Genomic DNA, 16,365 nt, shown 5'->3' on the forward strand with positions numbered 1-16,365 from the left:
GGCTTTCTCACAACGTAATGCGGTTCATGTAATTGCCGAATGCCTGCAGGTAGCGCGGGATCGGAATCAGGAAGGCGTCGTGGCCTTGCGGAGCGTCGATCTCGAGGTAGCAGACGTCCTTGCGCGCGGCCATCAGCGCGTCCACCAGTTCCCGCGAGCGGGCAGGGGAGAAGCGCCAGTCGGTGGTGAACGACATCACGCAGAACTTGGCCTTGGCGCCTTCAAAGGTTTTCGCCAGGTTATCGTCGAAGTTCGCCGCCGGATCGAAGTAGTCGAGCGCTTTGGTCATCAACAGGTAAGTGTTGGCATCAAAGCGTCCGGAGAACTCCTCGCCCTGATAGCGCAAGTAGCTTTCCACCTGGAACTCGACGCTGTGGAAGTCGTAGTTGAGCTTCTCGCTCTTGAGCCCGCGGCCGAATTTCTCGCCCATGGAGTCGTCGGACAGGTAGGTGATGTGCCCGACCATCCGCGCCAGCATCAGGCCGCGCTTGGGGATCACGTTGTGTTCCTGGAACGAACCGCCGTGGAATTCCGGGTCGGTGAGGATCGCCTGGCGCGCCACTTCGTTGAACGCGATGTTCTGCGCCGACAGCTTGGGTGCCGAGGCGATGGCCAGGCAGTGACGGATGCGGTCAGGGTAAGTGATGCTCCATTGCATCGCCTGCATGCCACCGAGGCTGCCGCCGATCACGGCCGCGAACTGGGCGATGCCGAGACGGTCCGCCAGACGCGCCTGACTGTGCACCCAGTCTTCCACGGTCAATACCGGAAAGTCGGCGCCGAACGGCTTGCCGGTGTCCGGGTTGATACTGCTCGGGCCGGTGGAACCGTTGCAGCCGCCGAGGTTGTTCAGGCTGACCACGAAGAACTTGCTGGTGTCGATCGGCTTGCCGGGACCGATGCAACTGTCCCACCAACCGGGTTTGCGGTCGTCGGCGCTGTGGTAGCCGGCGGCGTGGTGATGGCCGGACAGGGCGTGGCAGATCAGCACGGCGTTGCTCGCCGTGGCGTTGAGCGTGCCGTAGGTTTCGTAGATCAGGTCATAGGCCGGGAGCGAGCGACCGCAGGCCAACGCCAGGGGTTCGCTGAAGTGCGCCACTTGCGGCGTCACCAGACCAACAGAATCGGGGGGAAAGGCAGCTGGCATCGACCCTGCTCTCATTGAAATGAGGCGTAAGTCTAAAGACCGCTGGGGTTAGCGGCAAGCAACGATCGGGCCTGATTTCATTCAGCAGAACCGCGGTGCGGCCTTCGCGAGCAAGCCCGCTCCCACAGGATTGATGCGGTCCATGTGGGAGCGAGCTTGCTCGCGATGAACGATGACGCGGTCAGCCTGCGGGACGCACCAGATCAGGCAAGTCCGGCAACTTCTTCGGCGAGCAGATTCGCACCCGTTTCTGCCGGTTCAACTCGCCACTGATCAGGCTGACCTGGCTCTTGGACACGCCAAAGGCCTTGGCCAGAAACGCCATCAGATACGCGTTGGCCTTGCCCTCGACCGGCGGCGCGGTCAGGCGGATCTTCAGGCGATCGCCGTGCAGCCCGCAGAAGTCATCACTGCGGGCTGCCGGTTGCAGGTGACACTCCAGAATCAGGTCGTCACCGTCCCAGCGAAACCAGCTCACCCGGTCAGATCAACACGCGGAGGATTTGCGGCATCATGGTCATGGCGGCGAGGTTGTTGATCACCAGCATGTCGATCAGCTTGAGTGCCAGGAACGCAAAGATCGGCGACAGATCCAGGCCGCCCAAGTTCGGCAGGAACTTGCGGAACGGCGCCAGGGCCGGTTCGCAGACGTCGTTCACCAGTTCGGCGCCCGGGTTATGGCTGCCCGGGGCGACCCAGGACAGGATCACGCTGATGATCAGGGCGAAGAAGAAAATCTTCATGAACAGCGCGGTCACGCCAATGATCGACCAGATCAGCAATTGCAGCGGGTTGCCGATGGTGCCGTAGGTCAGCAGCAGGGTCAGGGCCATCAGCGCCAGTTGCACCAGGATCGCCAGCACCAGCGAGGACATGTCCAGGCCGAATACGCTCGGGATGATCCGGCGCAGCGGCTTGAGCAGCGGCTGGGTGGCCTTGACGATGAACTGGCAGATCGGGTTGTAGAAGTTCGCCCGCACCAGTTGCAGTACGAAACGCATCAGCACGATCAGCAGGTACAGGCTGCCGAGGGTTTGCAGCACGTAGACCGCTGCGGTATTCAATCCAATCATGAAAAGCTCCTTATTGACCCAGTTGTTCGGCCATCTCGGCCGAGCGATGCGCGGCAGCGCCGAGTGCTTTTTCGACCAAGGCTTCAAAGCCATTGGCCTGGAACGACTTGATTGCAGCTTCCGTGGTGCCGGCAGGCGAGGTGACACGGCGGCGTAACTCGGCCGCGTCGACGTCGCTGGAGACCGCCATATGTGCGGCGCCCAGGGCGGTTTGCAGGGTCAGTTGCGCAGCGATGTCCGCCGGCAGGCCGAGCTTCACGCCGGCGGCGGTCATGGCCTCGATCAGCAGGAAGAAATACGCCGGGCCCGAGCCGGAAACGGCGGTGACGGCATCCAATTGCTGCTCTTCATTCAGCCATAGGGCGATACCGACCGCGGACAGCAGTTCCTGGGCTTGCTGACGCTGTTCGGCTGACACTTCGGCCGTTGCGAATAGACCGCTCGCGCCCTGACGCACCAGCGCCGGGGTGTTGGGCATGCAGCGCACGATCGGCTGGGCGCCGAGCCAGTTGTTCATGCTGGCGCAGGTGATGCCAGCGGCAATCGAAACCACCAGTTGATGGGGCTTGAGGCTTGGGCGAATGGCTTCGCACACGGCTTTCATCGCCTGGGGTTTGACCGCCAGCACGACCACGTCGGCACCGTCGATGGCCTGGGCGTTGTCGGCAAAGGTTTCTATGCCGTGTTCAGCGCTCACGCGGGCACGGGTTTCTTCGCCCGGATCGCTGGCGCGGATCTGTGCTGCTTCCAGACCCTTGGCCCGCAGGCCGCCGATCAGACTGGCGGCCATGTTGCCGGCACCGATAAAGGCAATACGTGTCTTGCTCATGTCAGGTCCTTATAAAGAGAAGAGTCAGCCATTTTTCAAGGCTGGCCGTAGTCGCGGGCGCCAAACAGGGCGGTACCGATCCGCACCCAAGTGGCGCCTTGGGCGATGGCCGATTCGAGATCGTGGCTCATGCCCATGGAAAGTGTGTCGAGCGGCAGGTTCAGGCTGGCTTGCAGGCTTTGCACGGTATCGAAAGCGGCATCCTGGGTGGCGCGATCTTCCGTCGGCTCGGGGATTGCCATCAACCCGCGCAGTTTCAGGCGCGGCAGGGCGCAGATGGCGTTGGCCAGGGCCGGCAGATCGGCCGGGGTGCAGCCGGACTTGCTGGCCTCGCCGCTGACATTGACCTGAATGCAGATGTTCAAGGGCGGCAAATCGGCGGGACGTTGTTCGGACAGCCGTTGTGCGATTTTCAGGCGATCCACGGAATGCACCCAGTCGAAGTGCTCGGCGATAGCGCGAGTCTTGTTCGATTGAATGGGGCCGATGAAGTGCCAGATCAAGGGCAGGTCGGCCAGTTCGAGTTGCTTGCCCAACGCTTCCTGAAGGTAGTTCTCGCCAAAGTCGCGCAGACCGGCGGCGTAGGCTTCACGCAGGTCTTGAGCGGGTTTGGTCTTGCTCACAGCCAGCAACTGGACGCTGTTTTCGGCGCGGTTCGCGGCAAGTGTTGCGGCATGTATGCGCGAACTAACCTGAAGAATGTTGTCTGCTATGGTGGACATCAAGAGGCGCCAGCGGTCTGAAGGTTCGCGGCATTCTACTGGAATTGAGAGGCGCTATGGATATCACTGAGCTGCTGGCATTCAGCGCCAAACAGGGGGCATCCGATCTGCACTTGTCCGCCGGCCTGCCGCCGATGATTCGCGTCGACGGTGATGTGCGACGCATCAATTTGCCGGCCCTGGATCACCAACAGGTGCAGACTCTGATCCATGCCATCATGAATGACGCCCAGCGGGTGGACTTCGAAAAGCATCTGGAAACCGACTTTTCCTTTGAAGTGCCCGGCGTGGCGCGCTTTCGGGTCAATGTGTTCAACCAGAACCGTGGCGCGGGCGCGGTGTTTCGCACCATCCCGGCGAAAGTGCAGAGCATGGATGAACTGGGCATGGGCGACGTGTTCCGCAAGATGACCGACGCTCCCCGTGGCCTGGTGCTGGTAACCGGCCCGACCGGTTCCGGCAAGTCCACCACGCTGGCGGCGATGATCGATTACCTCAATACCCATCGTCATCACCACATCCTCACCATCGAAGACCCCATCGAGTTCGTTCACGAGTCGCGCAAATGCCTGATCAATCAGCGTGAAGTCCATCGTGATACCCGTAGTTTCGCCACCGCCTTGCGTTCGGCGCTGCGGGAAGACCCGGATGTGATCCTGGTGGGGGAGATGCGCGATCTGGAAACCATTCGCCTGGCATTGACCGCGGCCGAAACCGGCCATCTGGTGTTCGGCACGCTGCACACCACGTCGGCGGCGAAAACCATCGACCGGGTGGTCGATGTGTTTCCGGGGGACGAGAAGTCGATGGTGCGCTCGATGCTCTCCGAGTCGCTGCTGGCGGTGGTGTCCCAGACCCTGGTGAAGAAAATCGGCGGCGGACGCGTCGCGGCCCACGAGATCATGCTGGGGACATCGGCGATCCGGAACCTGATCCGCGAGGACAAGGTGGCGCAGATGTACTCGGCGATTCAGTCGGGAGGGTCGCTGGGGATGCAGACGCTGGATATGAGCTTGAAGGACCTGGTGACCAAGGGGTTGGTCAGTCGTGACCATGCGCGGGAGAAGGCGCGGTCGCCGGATAATTTTTGAGGAAGATTTGAGGTGCTTTCAAGGGTCTCTTCGCGAGCAAGCTCGCTCCCACATGGACTGCATCAATCCTGTGGGAGCGAGCTTGCTCGCGATGGGGTCATCATGTTCGATGCAGATTCAGGGCGATGAAATCAGCGCTGAACAACCCGCAACGCATTTTGTTCTTTCGGCAGAACCCGCTTGGCAACCACGTAGTGGTTTTCCCAGTACGGTTTCTTCAAAGTGTCGATGGAGACCGACTTGCCACGACGTGGCGCGTGGATGAAGCGGTCGTTACCCAGGTAAATGGCAACGTGATTGACCCGACGACTCTTGATGTTGAAGAAAATCAGGTCGCCCGGCTTCAGGTCGTTGCGATCGACTTTCTCCCCATGACCGCTGGCCATGGCGTTGGAGGTGCGTGGCAGGTCGAACGTGGCGTCGTTGAACGCGTATTTCACCAGGCCGCTGCAATCGAAGCCTTTGCTTGGGCTGCTGCCGCCCCAACGATAAGGGGTACCGAGGACGTTCACCGCGCGGCTAAGCACGTCGCTGCTTTCCTTGGTGCCCATCGGTGGAACCAGGCCGCTTTTGCTGCTGGCCAGGCTTGGAGCATATTTAGCGGATTTCTTGTCTTTGCTCGAAGGAGCAGAGGCATGGGATTTTGGGGTGTAACCATTAACGTTTGGAAGACGTTGCTCACGATTGGTGGCGTGGGCGGCCAGTGGCATCAAAAGGCAAATGGTTAGCCATGTCTTGAAAAATGAACGCATTAGGCAAGGCTCTTAATAGGTTAGCGCGCAACTTTATAACAGCTTTTTTGCCGCTTCCGAGGCCGTTGGTCGATTCAATCCGGGGGGCAATGGTGGCAAAAAAGCGGCAAAATGGTGCAATTGTCGGACAGGAGTCCGGTGTTACAAGGCTTTGACGGGAGTGAAGGTAGCACTTGCCATACGTCGGGTGCCTGTAAAAAAGTCACAAAGAATTAAAGAATATTTATCTATCGTGTGAATCGAGGTCATTCATGAACCCCTATCAACAGGCTGTCCAGCAGCAAGACACCCACAGCAAAGTGATCGGTTACCTGCTGTGGATTTTCGGTTTTACCGGGGCTCACCGCTTCTATTACGGCAAGCCGGTGACCGGGACGATCTGGTTCTTCACCTTCGGCTTGCTGGGGATCGGTTGGCTGATCGACCTTTTCCTGATCCCGTCCATGGACCGTGAAGCGGACCTGCGGTTCACCGCAGGCCCCGTCGAATACAACGTGGCGTGGATCCTGCTGACGTTTCTCGGGGTGTTCGGCGTGCACCGGATGTATCAGGGGAAATGGATCAGCGGGTTGCTGTACCTGCTGACGGGCGGGTTGTTCTTTCTCGGGGTGCTGTATGACTTCTGGACGTTGAACGACCAGGTTTCTGTGCGTAATGCTCAGAATAGAGGCGCCTTCTAAATCGTCTTCGCGAGCAAGCCCGCTCCCACAGGGTTGGCGTGTAGCCACAGATTTGCGAATCACTACAAATCCACTGTGGGAGCGAGCCTGCTCGCGAATGCAGGCGACGCGGTCTTAAGCCTGGTGGCTGATCCGTCCATCCACCAGGGTGTAACGCACCACACCCGGCAGGCTGTGGCCAATGAACGGGCAGTTTTCGCCCTTGGACAGCCATGTTTCACCGGCCACGGTCGAGGCCGCAGGGTCGAACAGCACGATGTCCGCCGCGCCACCTACCGCCAGTTTGCCTGCCGGCAGGCGCAGGGCCTCTGCAGGGCCGACGCTCAAGCGCTTGATCAGTGTCGGCAGGTCCAGCAAGCCGTCTTCGACCAGGGTCATTGCCAGTGGCAATAGCAGTTCAACGCTACTGATGCCCGGCTCGGTCGCACCGAACGGTGCCAGTTTGGCGTCACGCTCATGGGGTTGGTGATGACTGGAGATGGCCGAGATCACGCCCGACTTCACCGCTGCGCGCAGGCCGTCGCGGTCGGCGCGGGTGCGTAGCGGTGGCTGGACGTGATACAGGCTGCTGAAGTCGATCAGGGCTTCGTCGGTCAGGATCAGCTGGTACAGGGCGACATCCGCTGTCACCTTCAGGCCCCGGGCCTGGGCCTGGGCGATCAGCTCTACGCCGCGTGCGCTGGTGAGCTGGCTGAAGTGCGCGCGCACGCCGGTCTGTTCAACCAGCAGCAGATCCCGGGCCAGGGCGACGGTTTCAGCGCTTTCCGGGATGCCCGGCAGGCCAAGGAAGCTGGCGGTCGGGCCTTCGTGAGCCAGGCCGCCCTCGGCCAGGTCGTAATCCTGGGAGTTGAAAATCACCGTCAGGTCGAAAGTCGCTGCGTAGTCCAGCGCGCGGCACAGGGTGCGGGTGTTGCGGAAACTCTCCAGGCCGTTGCCGAAGGCCACGCAACCGGCATCGCGCAATGCTACGAGCTCTGCCAGTTGTTCACCGTCCAGGCCTTTGCTCAGGGCGCCGATCGGGAAGACTTTGGTGTTGCCGGCCTCGCGGGCACGGTCGAGGATCAGTTCGGCCACCGCCGAGGTGTCCAGCACCGGTTTGGTCTTTGGCGGGCAGCACAGGCTGGTCACGCCGCCAGCCGCCGCCGCGCGGGTTTCGCTGACAATCGAGCCTTTGCGGCTGTAACCCGGCTCGCGCAGGGCAACGTTGAGGTCGACCAGGCCGGGAGCGGCCACCAGGCCTTTGGCGTCAATCGTGTCGACGGCGACAAAACCGGCTGGCGCCGCGCCAAGGGCGACGACTTTGCAGGCTTCAATGTGGATATCGGTCACTTGATCCAGGCCGCTGGCCGGATCGATCACGCGGGCGCCGAGAATGCTGAGCTTCACTGGGCTTTCTCCTGCTCGAATTGGCCTTGCTCGAATTGGCGTTGCGCAGTCTGCCCGCTCATGGCCATGGACAGTACCGCCATACGTATGGCGATCCCGTAGGTCACCTGGTTGAGGATCACCGAGTGCGGGCCGTCGGCCACTGCTGACTCGATTTCCACGCCACGGTTGATCGGCCCCGGGTGCATCACGATGGCATCGGGTTTGGCGCCGGCCAGGCGCGCGGTGGTCAGGCCGAACAGGCGGTAAAACTCGCCTTCGCTCGGCAACAGGCCGCCGGTCATGCGTTCACGCTGCAGACGCAACATGATCACCACGTCAACGTCCTTCAGGCCTTCGGTCATGTCGGTGTAGACCTTCACGCCGTATTGCTCGATGCCGATCGGCAGCAGGGTTTTCGGCGCAATCACGCGAATATCCGGGCAACCCAGGGTTTTCAGGGCCAGCATGTTCGAGCGCGCAACCCGCGAGTGCAGGATGTCGCCGACGATGGCCACCGAAAGGTTTTCGAACCCGCCCTTGTGTCGGCGGATGGTGAGCATGTCGAGCATGCCCTGGGTCGGGTGAGCGTGCCGGCCGTCACCGCCGTTGATGATCGCCACTTGTGGGCAAACATGTTCGGCGATGAAGTGCGCGGCACCCGAATCGCCGTGGCGCACGACGAACATGTCGGCAGCCATGGCTTCCAGGTTGCGCAAGGTGTCGAGCAGGGTTTCGCCCTTGCTTGCCGACGATGTCGATACGTTGAGGGTGATCACGTCCGCCGAGAGGCGCTGGGCCGCCAGTTCGAAGGTGGTGCGGGTACGGGTGGAGTTCTCGAAGAACACGTTGCACACGGTCTTGCCGCGCAGCAGCGGGACTTTCTTCACGGCCCGGGCGCCGACTTCAAGGAAGGAGTCGGCAGTGTCGAGGATTTCCGTCAACAGTTCGCGGCGCAAACCGTCGAGCGAGAGGAAGTGGCGCAGCTGGCCCTGATCATTGAGCTGCAGCGGGCGCTTGGTTTCTAGAGGCGTCATCGCAAGGGGGACTCTCAATAGGGCGAATTAAAGGGCGAGGTCTTGCAGTTCGAGCGCGAGCTCGGGACCGGACAGCTTCACCCGTTCGTGGGCCGCCAGCGACAGGGTCGCGCCAACCACGTTCGGGCGGATCGGCAGTTCGCCGGCGTCCAGGTCCAGCAGGCACACCAGCGTTACGCTGGCCGGGCGGCCGTAGTCGAAAAGTTCGTTCATGGCGGCGCGGATGGTCCGGCCGCTCATCAGCACGTCGTCGATCAGCACCAGATGCTGGCCTTCGATCTCGAACGGCAACGCCGAAGGGCGAACCTGCGGGTGCAGGCCGTTCTGGCTGAAATCGTCGCGGTAGAAGGACACGTCCAGGGTGCCGAGGGGGTCATTGCTGCCCAGCTCCTTGAGCAGAGCCTGGGCCACCCAGACGCCGCCGGTGCGGATGCCGATGAAACGCGGGTCGCTGATGCCTCGTTTGGCCAGATAGGCGTCAAGTCGGGTCGCCATCTGGCTGATCAGTTCGGCGGGATTGGGCAGGCTCATGGTTGCTCCTTCTTGGGCCCGAGCCAGCCTGTGCGGGAAGTGGCTCGGGTTGTAGCTAAGAGAGACGCAGAGCGGCTCTTCAGGATTCAAACAGTGCGGTGTTTTCGTCGAGCCAGCCTTGCAGCAGCAGGGCGGCGGCGATGGCATCGACCGGATTGTCGCGGTAACTGCCTTTCTGGCCGCCACGAGCCAGGCGTTCGCCCTTGGCCTCGAAGGTGGTCAGACGTTCATCGTGGGTATAGAAGGGCAGGTTGAAGCGGCCGTTCAGGCGCCGGGCGAACTTTTCCGCGCGGGCGCACATGTCGCTGGGCGTACCGTCCATGTTCAACGGCAGGCCGACCACCACGGCATCGGGTTTCCACTCTTTGATGAGGGCTTCGACCTGGTTCCAGTCAGGAATGCCGTTCTGCGCCTTCAGGGTGCACAGCTCGCGGGCCTGGCCGGTAATCACCTGGCCGACCGCAACGCCGATCTGTTTGGTGCCGTAGTCAAAACCCAGAATCAGCTTCAGGGCCATCAGGCGTGCCCCGCCTGGCTGGTCAGCAGGCTGAGGTTGACGCCCAGGTGTTTGGCGGCCGCTTCCAGACGCAGTTCGCTGCTGGTGTTGAACAGGATGTCCGCGTCGAATGGGCAGTTCAGCCAGGCGTTCTGCGCCAGTTCGGCCTCCAGTTGCCCGGCTTCCCAACCGGCGTAGCCGAGGGCGATCAGGCTTTTTGCCGGGCCGACGCCGTCAGCGATGGCGAACAGCACGTCCTGGGAGGTCGACAGGGCCAACTCGTCTTCCAGATCAACGGTCGCCTGGAAGCTCTGACCCTTGGGGTGAAGGACGAAACCGCGATCGGTCTGCACCGGGCCACCGATGAAGATCGGTACATGCTGGCAGAGCGCTGGAGGTTCGATTTCCGGGCGCAATTGCTCAAGGATATCGGCCAGGTTCAGATCTTGCGGACGGTTGACCACCAGCCCCATGGCGCCATTGGCCGTGTGCTCGACGATGTAGGTCAAGGTGTGCGCAAAGTTCGGGTCGGCCATGTGCGGCATGGCGATCAGGAATTGATGCTTGAGGTAGCTGGGGCTGACGTTTTTCATGACCGCTAGTGTGGCGTTCGAGGGGCGAACTGACAAGCTGGGGATGCACAGGAATTAGCGCAATTCTGTAGGAGCGAGCTTGCTCGCGATGGTCGTCAAGGATAACACTGCCAGGTTGACACCCTGCTGTGCTCTCAGGTTTATCGCGAGCAAGCTCGCTCCTACAGGTGGGGGTGTGTGGTCAGTTACTGGAGAGGCGATCGCCGCGGGCAAATTTCCAGGTGCGGATGATCTCCAGCCGGTCAATATCCGACAAATCCCCGGTAAACGGTGCAAACGGTGCCGCCAGCCGGACGATCCGTTGCGCCGCCTGGTCCAGCAGCGGCTGGCCTGAAGACTCCAGCACCAGCACTTCATACAACGAGCCATCACGGTTGATCGACACCATCAGGCGCAAGTTGCCATAGATCTGTTTGCGCCGCGCTTCGTCGGGGTAGTTGAGGTTGCCGATGCGCTCGACTTTCTTGCGCCATTCGTCCTTGTACCAGGCGCCCTTGTCGCGCATGGTCGAGGCCGCGCTCAAGCGGTGAATGCGCGGGCGCTTGGCGTACAGCTGTTGTTCGGCGGCCAGTTCCGCTTCCAGGCTGGCGATGTCGCTGGACAGTTGCTCGCTGTCGAAGGTCGGCGCCTGGACCTGGGTTTTTACCTCGGTCTTGGGCTCCTCGGTCTTGGCGGGGGCTTTTTTCGGCTTCGGCGCCACGGTGGTCACGGCAGCCTTGGGCGGGGCTTCCTGCACTTCAGGCTTGGCAGCCGGCGGTGGCGTGACTTTTTGTACCTTGTTGTCCTGGAACGGCGCGACCTCGGTGGTCTTGGGAATCGCCTTTTTATCCAGGGTGCCGCTACCTTGCTGATTCTCCTGGGCCAGGAAATCGGCTTTCTCGGGCTTTTTTTCGCTTTTGAAGGTGGCGAGGGTGATTTCCAGGGTTTTGCTGATCTGCTTGGGCTCGACCACTGCGAACCCGACACCCAACAGCAAGGCCAGGTGGATCAGCGCTGCCAGAAACAGGGTAAAACCGAGGCGATCGACCGGGCGCACGCCACGGTGGGCGAGTTCGGCAGGCAGATCGGACGGGAGTGTCATGACAAGGAAACCAACATCGCGTTTTCACAGGCCGCGCATGATAACGCAATGTTGGTTTGGCTAATCAACGTGCCTTGAGCTTCTGATCGATGGCATCCATCAGCATGCCGCCGATGTCGGTGCCAAACGCGTTATCAATCTCGCGAATGCAGGTCGGGCTGGTGACGTTGATCTCGGTCAGGTGCTCGCCGATCACGTCCAGGCCAACGAACAGCAGGCCTTTTTCACGTAGGGTCGGGCCGACTTGCGCGGCGATCCAGCGGTCCTTGTCGGTCAGCGGGCGGGCTTCGCCACGCCCCCCGGCAGCGAGGTTGCCACGGGTTTCGCCCTGGGCCGGAATCCGCGCCAGGCAATAATCCACAGGCTCGCCATCGATCATCAGGATGCGCTTGTCGCCATCCTTGATCGCCGGCAGGTAGGCCTGGCCCATGATCTGCTGGGCGCCGAGGGCGGTCAGGGTTTCGAGGATAACCGACAGGTTCGGATCGCCCGCGCGGTGACGGAAAATCGACGTGCCGCCCATGCCGTCCAGCGGCTTGAGGATCACATCGCCGTGTTTGGCGGCGAACTCACGCAACACGTCGGCGCGGCGGCTGACCACGGTCGGCGGTGTGCACTGCGGGAACAGCGTGGCGAACAGCTTCTCGTTGCAGTCGCGCAGGCTTTGCGGCTTGTTGACCACCAGCACGCCGGCGCGCTCGGCCTGCTCCAGCAAATAGGTGGAGTAGACGAACTCCAGGTCGAACGGCGGATCCTTGCGCATCAGGATCACGTCCAGATCGCTCAGCAGCGCGTCGCTTTCGGCGCCCAGTTCGAACCATTTTTCCGGGTTCGCAAAAACCTGCAGCGGGCGCATCCGGGCCCGGGCCTGGCCTTCGCCCTGATACAGGTCGCGCTGTTCCATGTAGAACAGCTCCCAGCCACGCTTCTGCGCGGCCAGCAGCATGGCCAGCGAGCTATCCTTTTTATAGGAAATGCTGGCGATAGGGTCCATGACAATCCCGACGCGAACGCTCATGGGTGTTTCCTCGAAATTTGGGGGGCTATGTCGACCTCTGTAGGAGCGAGCTCGCTCGCGATGAACCCGAGAACAACACGCTTATCCAGCCAGCACGCGTCATCGTTGACGACCATCGCGAGCGAGCTCGCTCCTACAAAAGATCAGCGTATAAAAGTGGCGTCAGAGTGGCGCTGAGTGTGTTCCCGGTCAAGGAAAAACCACCTTGCGGGTCGGCCGATAGATTGGTGTTGGAGACTGTGCTAAAAAGGCTGCCATGTCGTGCCGGCCCTTGAGCACCAAGGGTTTCGAGCCGCGTTAACCGGCAAACGGACAATTTGTTTCGCAAAGGCGACGGTAGAGCATTTTATGGAACAGCACCCCAGCGCCTTGAAGGTCATGGTGATCGACGATTCGAAGACGATCCGTCGCACCGCCGAAACGCTGCTCAAGAACGTGGGTTGTGAGGTCATCACGGCCATCGACGGTTTTGATGCCCTGGCCAAGATTGTCGACAACCATCCCGGCATCATCTTTGTCGACATCATGATGCCGCGCCTGGATGGTTATCAGACCTGCGCCCTGATCAAGAACAACAGCGCGTTCAAGTCCACGCCAGTGATTATGCTGTCGTCCAAGGATGGGCTGTTCGACAAGGCCAAGGGGCGCATCGTCGGCTCCGACCAGTTTTTGACCAAGCCTTTCAGCAAGGAAGAATTGCTTGATGCGATCCAGGCCCATGTTCCTGGCTTCGCCGCCGTTTTGCCGCAGTAGGACACGCACAGTGACGCTCGGCCATCGGGCCAGGCGTCGACAAGAATGGGGAAGACCATGGCACGTATTCTGATCGTCGATGATTCGCCGACCGAAATGTACAAACTGACCGGCATGCTGGAAAAGCACGGTCATGAAGTGTTGAAAGCCGAAAACGGTGCCGACGGCGTGGCCCTGGCCCGCCAGGAAAAGCCCGATGCGGTGCTGATGGACATCGTCATGCCTGGCCTCAATGGCTTCCAGGCCACCCGCCAGTTGACCAAGGACCCGGAAACCGGGCACATCCCGGTGATCATCATCACCACCAAGGATCAGGAAACCGACAAAGTCTGGGGCACGCGCCAGGGCGCCAAGGACTACCTGACCAAGCCGGTCGATGAAGACACCCTGATCAAGACCCTGAACAACGTGCTGGCCGGTTGATCGTCAGACCATGAACGAGTCGCTGACGGCTTTCGAACTGCTGCTGCAGATCGACCAGCGCTGTCGTTTGCTGGCGGCGGACTTGCCGTCCCAGCCGGCCCGGCGGGACAGTTGGAGCGGCATCGGTTTTCGCCTGGGCGAGCACTGGTATGTCGCGCCCATGAGCGAAGTCAGCGAAGTCTTGCACGAGCCGCGCTGCACTCAGCTACCAGGGGTCAAACCCTGGGTCAAGGGTGTCGCCAACCTGCGCGGACGTTTGCTGCCGGTCATGGACTTGTGCGGCTTCTTCGGGCACGAGCTTTCGGCGGTGCGTCGACAGCGGCGGGTGTTGGTGGTGGAACATGAAGAGGTGTTTGCCGGGTTGCTGGTCGATGAAGTCTTTGGCCTCCAGCACTTTGCCCGGGACAGCCTGGAGCCGGTGCCGGCAGACGAATTGAAGGGGCCGGTGGCGACGTTCGTCAAAGGCCGGTTTCAGCGTGAGCAGTGCTGGCAGGTGTTCAGCCCGTTTGCGTTGACGCAGTCCCAGGGGTTCATGAGCGTCGCGGTGTAGTTGGAGCAACAGAGAACCTTGTGGGAGCGAGCTTGCTCGCGATGACGGACTTGCAGCCAGCATTAATGTCGACTGACACACCGCTATCGCGAGCAAGCTCGCTCCCACAGGTTCCTCGGTAAGTCTTGGAAGGTGTGGGTTAACAGGCGAGGACCGATGATAAAAGCAAAAGCAGGCAAGCCAATGGAAGGGTCGCGCAGCCGGTCGCAGATTATCGTGCTGTTCATCGCGCTGATTGTCTTCATCATGCTGCTGTTCGCCAACTTCGCGTACCTCAACACCCAGGCTATCTACGACAAACAGTACATCGGCCACGCCGGCGAACTGCGCGTGCTGTCCCAGCGTATCGCCAAGAACGCCACCGAGGCCGCCGCCGGCAAGGCTGCCGCGTTCAAGTTGCTCAGCGATGCGCGCAACGATTTTGCCCGGCGCTGGGGTTTTCTGAAGAAGGGTGACCCGGCCACGGGCCTGCCGCCGGCCCCCGCCACCGTGCGTCCGGAGATGCGCGCGGTGCAACAGGACTGGGAGCGGCTGCTGAAGAACACCGATGCGATTCTCTCCAGCGAGCAAACCGTACTGTCGCTGCATCAGGTCGCCGCGACCCTGGCCGAAACCGTGCCGCAATTGCAGGTCGAGTACGAGAAAGTCGTCGAGACTCTCCTGCAGCGGGGCGCCCCGGCGGCCCAGGTGGCCATGGCTCAGCGCCAATCGCTGCTGGCCGAGCGGATCCTCGGCGCAGTCAACACGGTGTTGGCCGGCGACGAAAATTCACAGCAGGCCGCCGATGCGTTCGGGCGTGACGCAACGCAGTTCGGCAAGGTGCTCAACGGCATGCTCCAGGGCGACCCGGCGCTCAAGGTCAGCCAGGTCGAAGACCGCGACGCCCGTGCGCGACTCGCGGAAATCTCCGAGCTGTTCGAGTTCGTCTCGGGCTCGGTGGACGAGATCCTCGAAACCTCGCCGGAGCTGTTCAAGGTCCGAGAATCGGCCTCGAACATTTTCAGCCTGTCGCAAACCCTGCTCGACGAAGCCTCACACCTGGCCAGCGGTTTTGAAAACATGGTCGGCGGGCGAACCACCGACACCATTGGCGGCTATGCGCTGGGCCTGTTGGCGCTGGCTTCGATCATCCTGATCGGTTTGGTGATGGTGCGCGAAACCAATCGTCAGTTGCGCGAGACCGCCGAGAAAAACGAGCGTAACCAGAACGCGATCATGCGCTTGCTCGACGAGATCGAAGACCTGGCCGACGGCGACCTCACGGTGACGGCCTCGGTGACCGAAGACTTTACCGGCACCATCGCCGACTCGATCAATTACTCCGTCGACCAGCTGCGCGATCTGGTCGCGACCATCAACCTCACCGCCGGCCAGGTGGCCGCCGCCGTGCAGGAAACCCAGGCCACTGCCATGCACCTGGCCCAAGCGTCGGAGCACCAGGCCCAGCAGATTTCCGAAGCGTCGATGGCGATCAACGACATGGCCGAGTCCATCGACCAGGTGTCGGCCAACGCGGCGGAATCTTCGGCGGTTGCCGAACGCTCGGTGGAAATCGCCAACAAGGGCAACGAGGTGGTGCACAACACCATCCACGGCATGGACAACATTCGCGAGCAGATTCAGGACACCGCCAAACGCATCAAGCGCCTGGGTGAGTCTTCCCAGGAAATCGGTGACATTGTCAGCCTGATCGATGACATTGCCGATCAGACCAATATCCTGGCCCTCAACGCGGCCATCCAGGCGTCCATGGCCGGTGACGCCGGTCGCGGTTTCGCCGTGGTCGCCGATGAAGTGCAGCGCCTGGCCGAGCGCTCGTCCGCCGCCACCCGGCAGATCGAAACCCTGGTGCGGGCGATCCAGACCGATACCAACGAAGCGGTCATCTCCATGGAACAAACGACGACCGAAGTGGTGCGTGGCGCCCGTCTGGCGCAGGATGCCGGTGTGGCCCTGGAAGAAATCGAAGGCGTCTCCAAGACTCTTGCGGCGTTGATCCAGAGTATTTCCAATGCGGCGCAACAGCAGACGTCGTCGGCCGGTCAGATTTCCCTGACAATGAACGTGATCCAGCAGATCACCTCGCAGACATCGTCGGGTTCCACCGCCACGGCCGACAGCATCGGCAACCTGGCGAAAATGGCCAGTCAGTTGCGTCGTTCGGTGTCCGGTTTCACCTTGCCGGATGCCAAGGCGCAGGTTGTGGACAAAGCTTGAACCGCCC

Annotated in this window: 19 protein-coding genes; 6 read left to right on the forward strand and 13 right to left on the reverse strand. The window is 61.4% G+C overall.

The genetic code is table 11. The features are described from left to right. Positions 1 to 7: 7 nt before the first annotated feature. The 5 genes from metX to AC1RP7_RS05450 form a co-directional block, all read right to left on the reverse strand. A complete protein-coding gene (gene metX / locus AC1RP7_RS05430) occupies positions 8 to 1,147 on the reverse strand; it encodes a homoserine O-succinyltransferase MetX (protein WP_008046479.1) in 1,140 nt (379 codons plus the stop codon). A 181-nt stretch (positions 1,148 to 1,328) separates the two neighbouring features. Next, a complete protein-coding gene (locus tag AC1RP7_RS05435; protein ID WP_008046477.1) occupies positions 1,329 to 1,625 on the reverse strand; it encodes a DUF167 domain-containing protein in 297 nt (98 codons plus the stop codon). Between the two features lie 4 nt (positions 1,626 to 1,629). After that, entirely contained in the window at positions 1,630 to 2,220 is a 591-nt protein-coding gene (locus AC1RP7_RS05440; protein ID WP_489339391.1) for a YggT family protein, read from the reverse strand. Between the two features lie 10 nt (positions 2,221 to 2,230). Then, positions 2,231 to 3,049 (reverse strand): pyrroline-5-carboxylate reductase, encoded by an 819-nt coding sequence (proC, locus tag AC1RP7_RS05445; protein ID WP_493181360.1) that lies wholly within the window; start codon positions 3,047 to 3,049, stop codon positions 2,231 to 2,233. 35 nt (positions 3,050 to 3,084) lie between these two features. After that, positions 3,085 to 3,771, reverse strand: coding sequence for a YggS family pyridoxal phosphate-dependent enzyme (locus tag AC1RP7_RS05450; protein ID WP_493181359.1), 687 nt, complete (start codon positions 3,769 to 3,771; stop codon positions 3,085 to 3,087). Positions 3,772 to 3,827: 56 nt separating this feature from the next. On the opposite strand from AC1RP7_RS05450, the gene AC1RP7_RS05455 reads away from it, so the two are divergent. After that, positions 3,828 to 4,862, forward strand: coding sequence for a type IV pilus twitching motility protein PilT (locus AC1RP7_RS05455; protein ID WP_223500821.1), 1,035 nt, complete (start codon positions 3,828 to 3,830; stop codon positions 4,860 to 4,862). A gap of 131 nt (positions 4,863 to 4,993) precedes the next feature. On the opposite strand, the gene AC1RP7_RS05460 is transcribed toward AC1RP7_RS05455, so the two are convergent. Then, positions 4,994 to 5,614, reverse strand: coding sequence for a C40 family peptidase (locus AC1RP7_RS05460; protein ID WP_057712918.1), 621 nt, complete (start codon positions 5,612 to 5,614; stop codon positions 4,994 to 4,996). Between the two features lie 251 nt (positions 5,615 to 5,865). On the opposite strand from AC1RP7_RS05460, the gene AC1RP7_RS05465 reads away from it, so the two are divergent. After that, positions 5,866 to 6,294, forward strand: a complete 429-nt coding sequence (locus AC1RP7_RS05465) for an NINE protein (protein WP_090451942.1) — start codon at positions 5,866 to 5,868, stop codon at positions 6,292 to 6,294. Positions 6,295 to 6,408: 114 nt separating this feature from the next. On the opposite strand, the gene AC1RP7_RS05470 is transcribed toward AC1RP7_RS05465, so the two are convergent. The 7 genes from AC1RP7_RS05470 to gshB form a co-directional block, all read right to left on the reverse strand. Next, positions 6,409 to 7,680 carry a dihydroorotase gene (locus AC1RP7_RS05470; RefSeq protein WP_150814824.1) on the reverse strand — a complete coding sequence of 424 codons (1,272 nt, stop codon included), beginning with the start codon at positions 7,678 to 7,680 and terminating at the stop codon, positions 6,409 to 6,411. Beyond that, complete coding sequence (locus AC1RP7_RS05475) at positions 7,677 to 8,696, reverse strand: aspartate carbamoyltransferase catalytic subunit (RefSeq protein WP_046039254.1); 1,020 nt, start codon at positions 8,694 to 8,696, stop codon at positions 7,677 to 7,679. The genes AC1RP7_RS05470 and AC1RP7_RS05475 overlap by 4 nt, the downstream gene beginning before the upstream one ends. Before the next feature lie 27 nt (positions 8,697 to 8,723). Next, positions 8,724 to 9,227: a bifunctional pyr operon transcriptional regulator/uracil phosphoribosyltransferase PyrR gene (gene pyrR, locus AC1RP7_RS05480; RefSeq protein ID WP_057712921.1), complete on the reverse strand. Its 504-nt coding sequence runs from the start codon at positions 9,225 to 9,227 to the stop codon at positions 8,724 to 8,726. Positions 9,228 to 9,306: 79 nt separating this feature from the next. Then, the gene (gene ruvX / locus AC1RP7_RS05485) at positions 9,307 to 9,744 is read right to left on the reverse strand and encodes a Holliday junction resolvase RuvX (protein ID WP_056726497.1); all 438 of its coding nucleotides are present in this window, start codon (positions 9,742 to 9,744) and stop codon (positions 9,307 to 9,309) included. Then, positions 9,744 to 10,316: a YqgE/AlgH family protein gene (locus AC1RP7_RS05490; RefSeq protein ID WP_057712922.1), complete on the reverse strand. Its 573-nt coding sequence runs from the start codon at positions 10,314 to 10,316 to the stop codon at positions 9,744 to 9,746. The genes ruvX and AC1RP7_RS05490 overlap by 1 nt, the downstream gene beginning before the upstream one ends. A 181-nt stretch (positions 10,317 to 10,497) precedes the next feature. After that, positions 10,498 to 11,397 (reverse strand): energy transducer TonB, encoded by a 900-nt coding sequence (locus AC1RP7_RS05495; protein WP_057712923.1) that lies wholly within the window; start codon positions 11,395 to 11,397, stop codon positions 10,498 to 10,500. A gap of 64 nt (positions 11,398 to 11,461) precedes the next feature. Next, positions 11,462 to 12,415, reverse strand: coding sequence for a glutathione synthase (gene gshB / locus AC1RP7_RS05500; RefSeq protein WP_150814825.1), 954 nt, complete (start codon positions 12,413 to 12,415; stop codon positions 11,462 to 11,464). 348 nt (positions 12,416 to 12,763) lie between these two features. On the opposite strand from gshB, the gene pilG reads away from it, so the two are divergent. The 4 genes from pilG to AC1RP7_RS05520 all read left to right on the forward strand — a co-directional run bounded on the left by pilG (position 12,764) and on the right by AC1RP7_RS05520 (position 16,358). Next, the gene (pilG, locus tag AC1RP7_RS05505) at positions 12,764 to 13,168 is read left to right on the forward strand and encodes a twitching motility response regulator PilG (RefSeq protein WP_090451937.1); all 405 of its coding nucleotides are present in this window, start codon (positions 12,764 to 12,766) and stop codon (positions 13,166 to 13,168) included. Positions 13,169 to 13,225: 57 nt separating this feature from the next. Then, the gene (gene pilH, locus AC1RP7_RS05510; RefSeq protein WP_007897961.1) at positions 13,226 to 13,591 is read left to right on the forward strand and encodes a twitching motility response regulator PilH; all 366 of its coding nucleotides are present in this window, start codon (positions 13,226 to 13,228) and stop codon (positions 13,589 to 13,591) included. Positions 13,592 to 13,601: 10 nt separating this feature from the next. Beyond that, positions 13,602 to 14,141 (forward strand): chemotaxis protein CheW, encoded by a 540-nt coding sequence (locus AC1RP7_RS05515; protein ID WP_057712926.1) that lies wholly within the window; start codon positions 13,602 to 13,604, stop codon positions 14,139 to 14,141. Positions 14,142 to 14,297: 156 nt separating this feature from the next. Then, the gene (locus AC1RP7_RS05520; RefSeq protein WP_492623905.1) at positions 14,298 to 16,358 is read left to right on the forward strand and encodes a methyl-accepting chemotaxis protein; all 2,061 of its coding nucleotides are present in this window, start codon (positions 14,298 to 14,300) and stop codon (positions 16,356 to 16,358) included. Positions 16,359 to 16,365 lie beyond the last annotated feature (7 nt).

The organism is Pseudomonas sp. GW822-FHT01E03 (genome assembly GCF_058802985.1).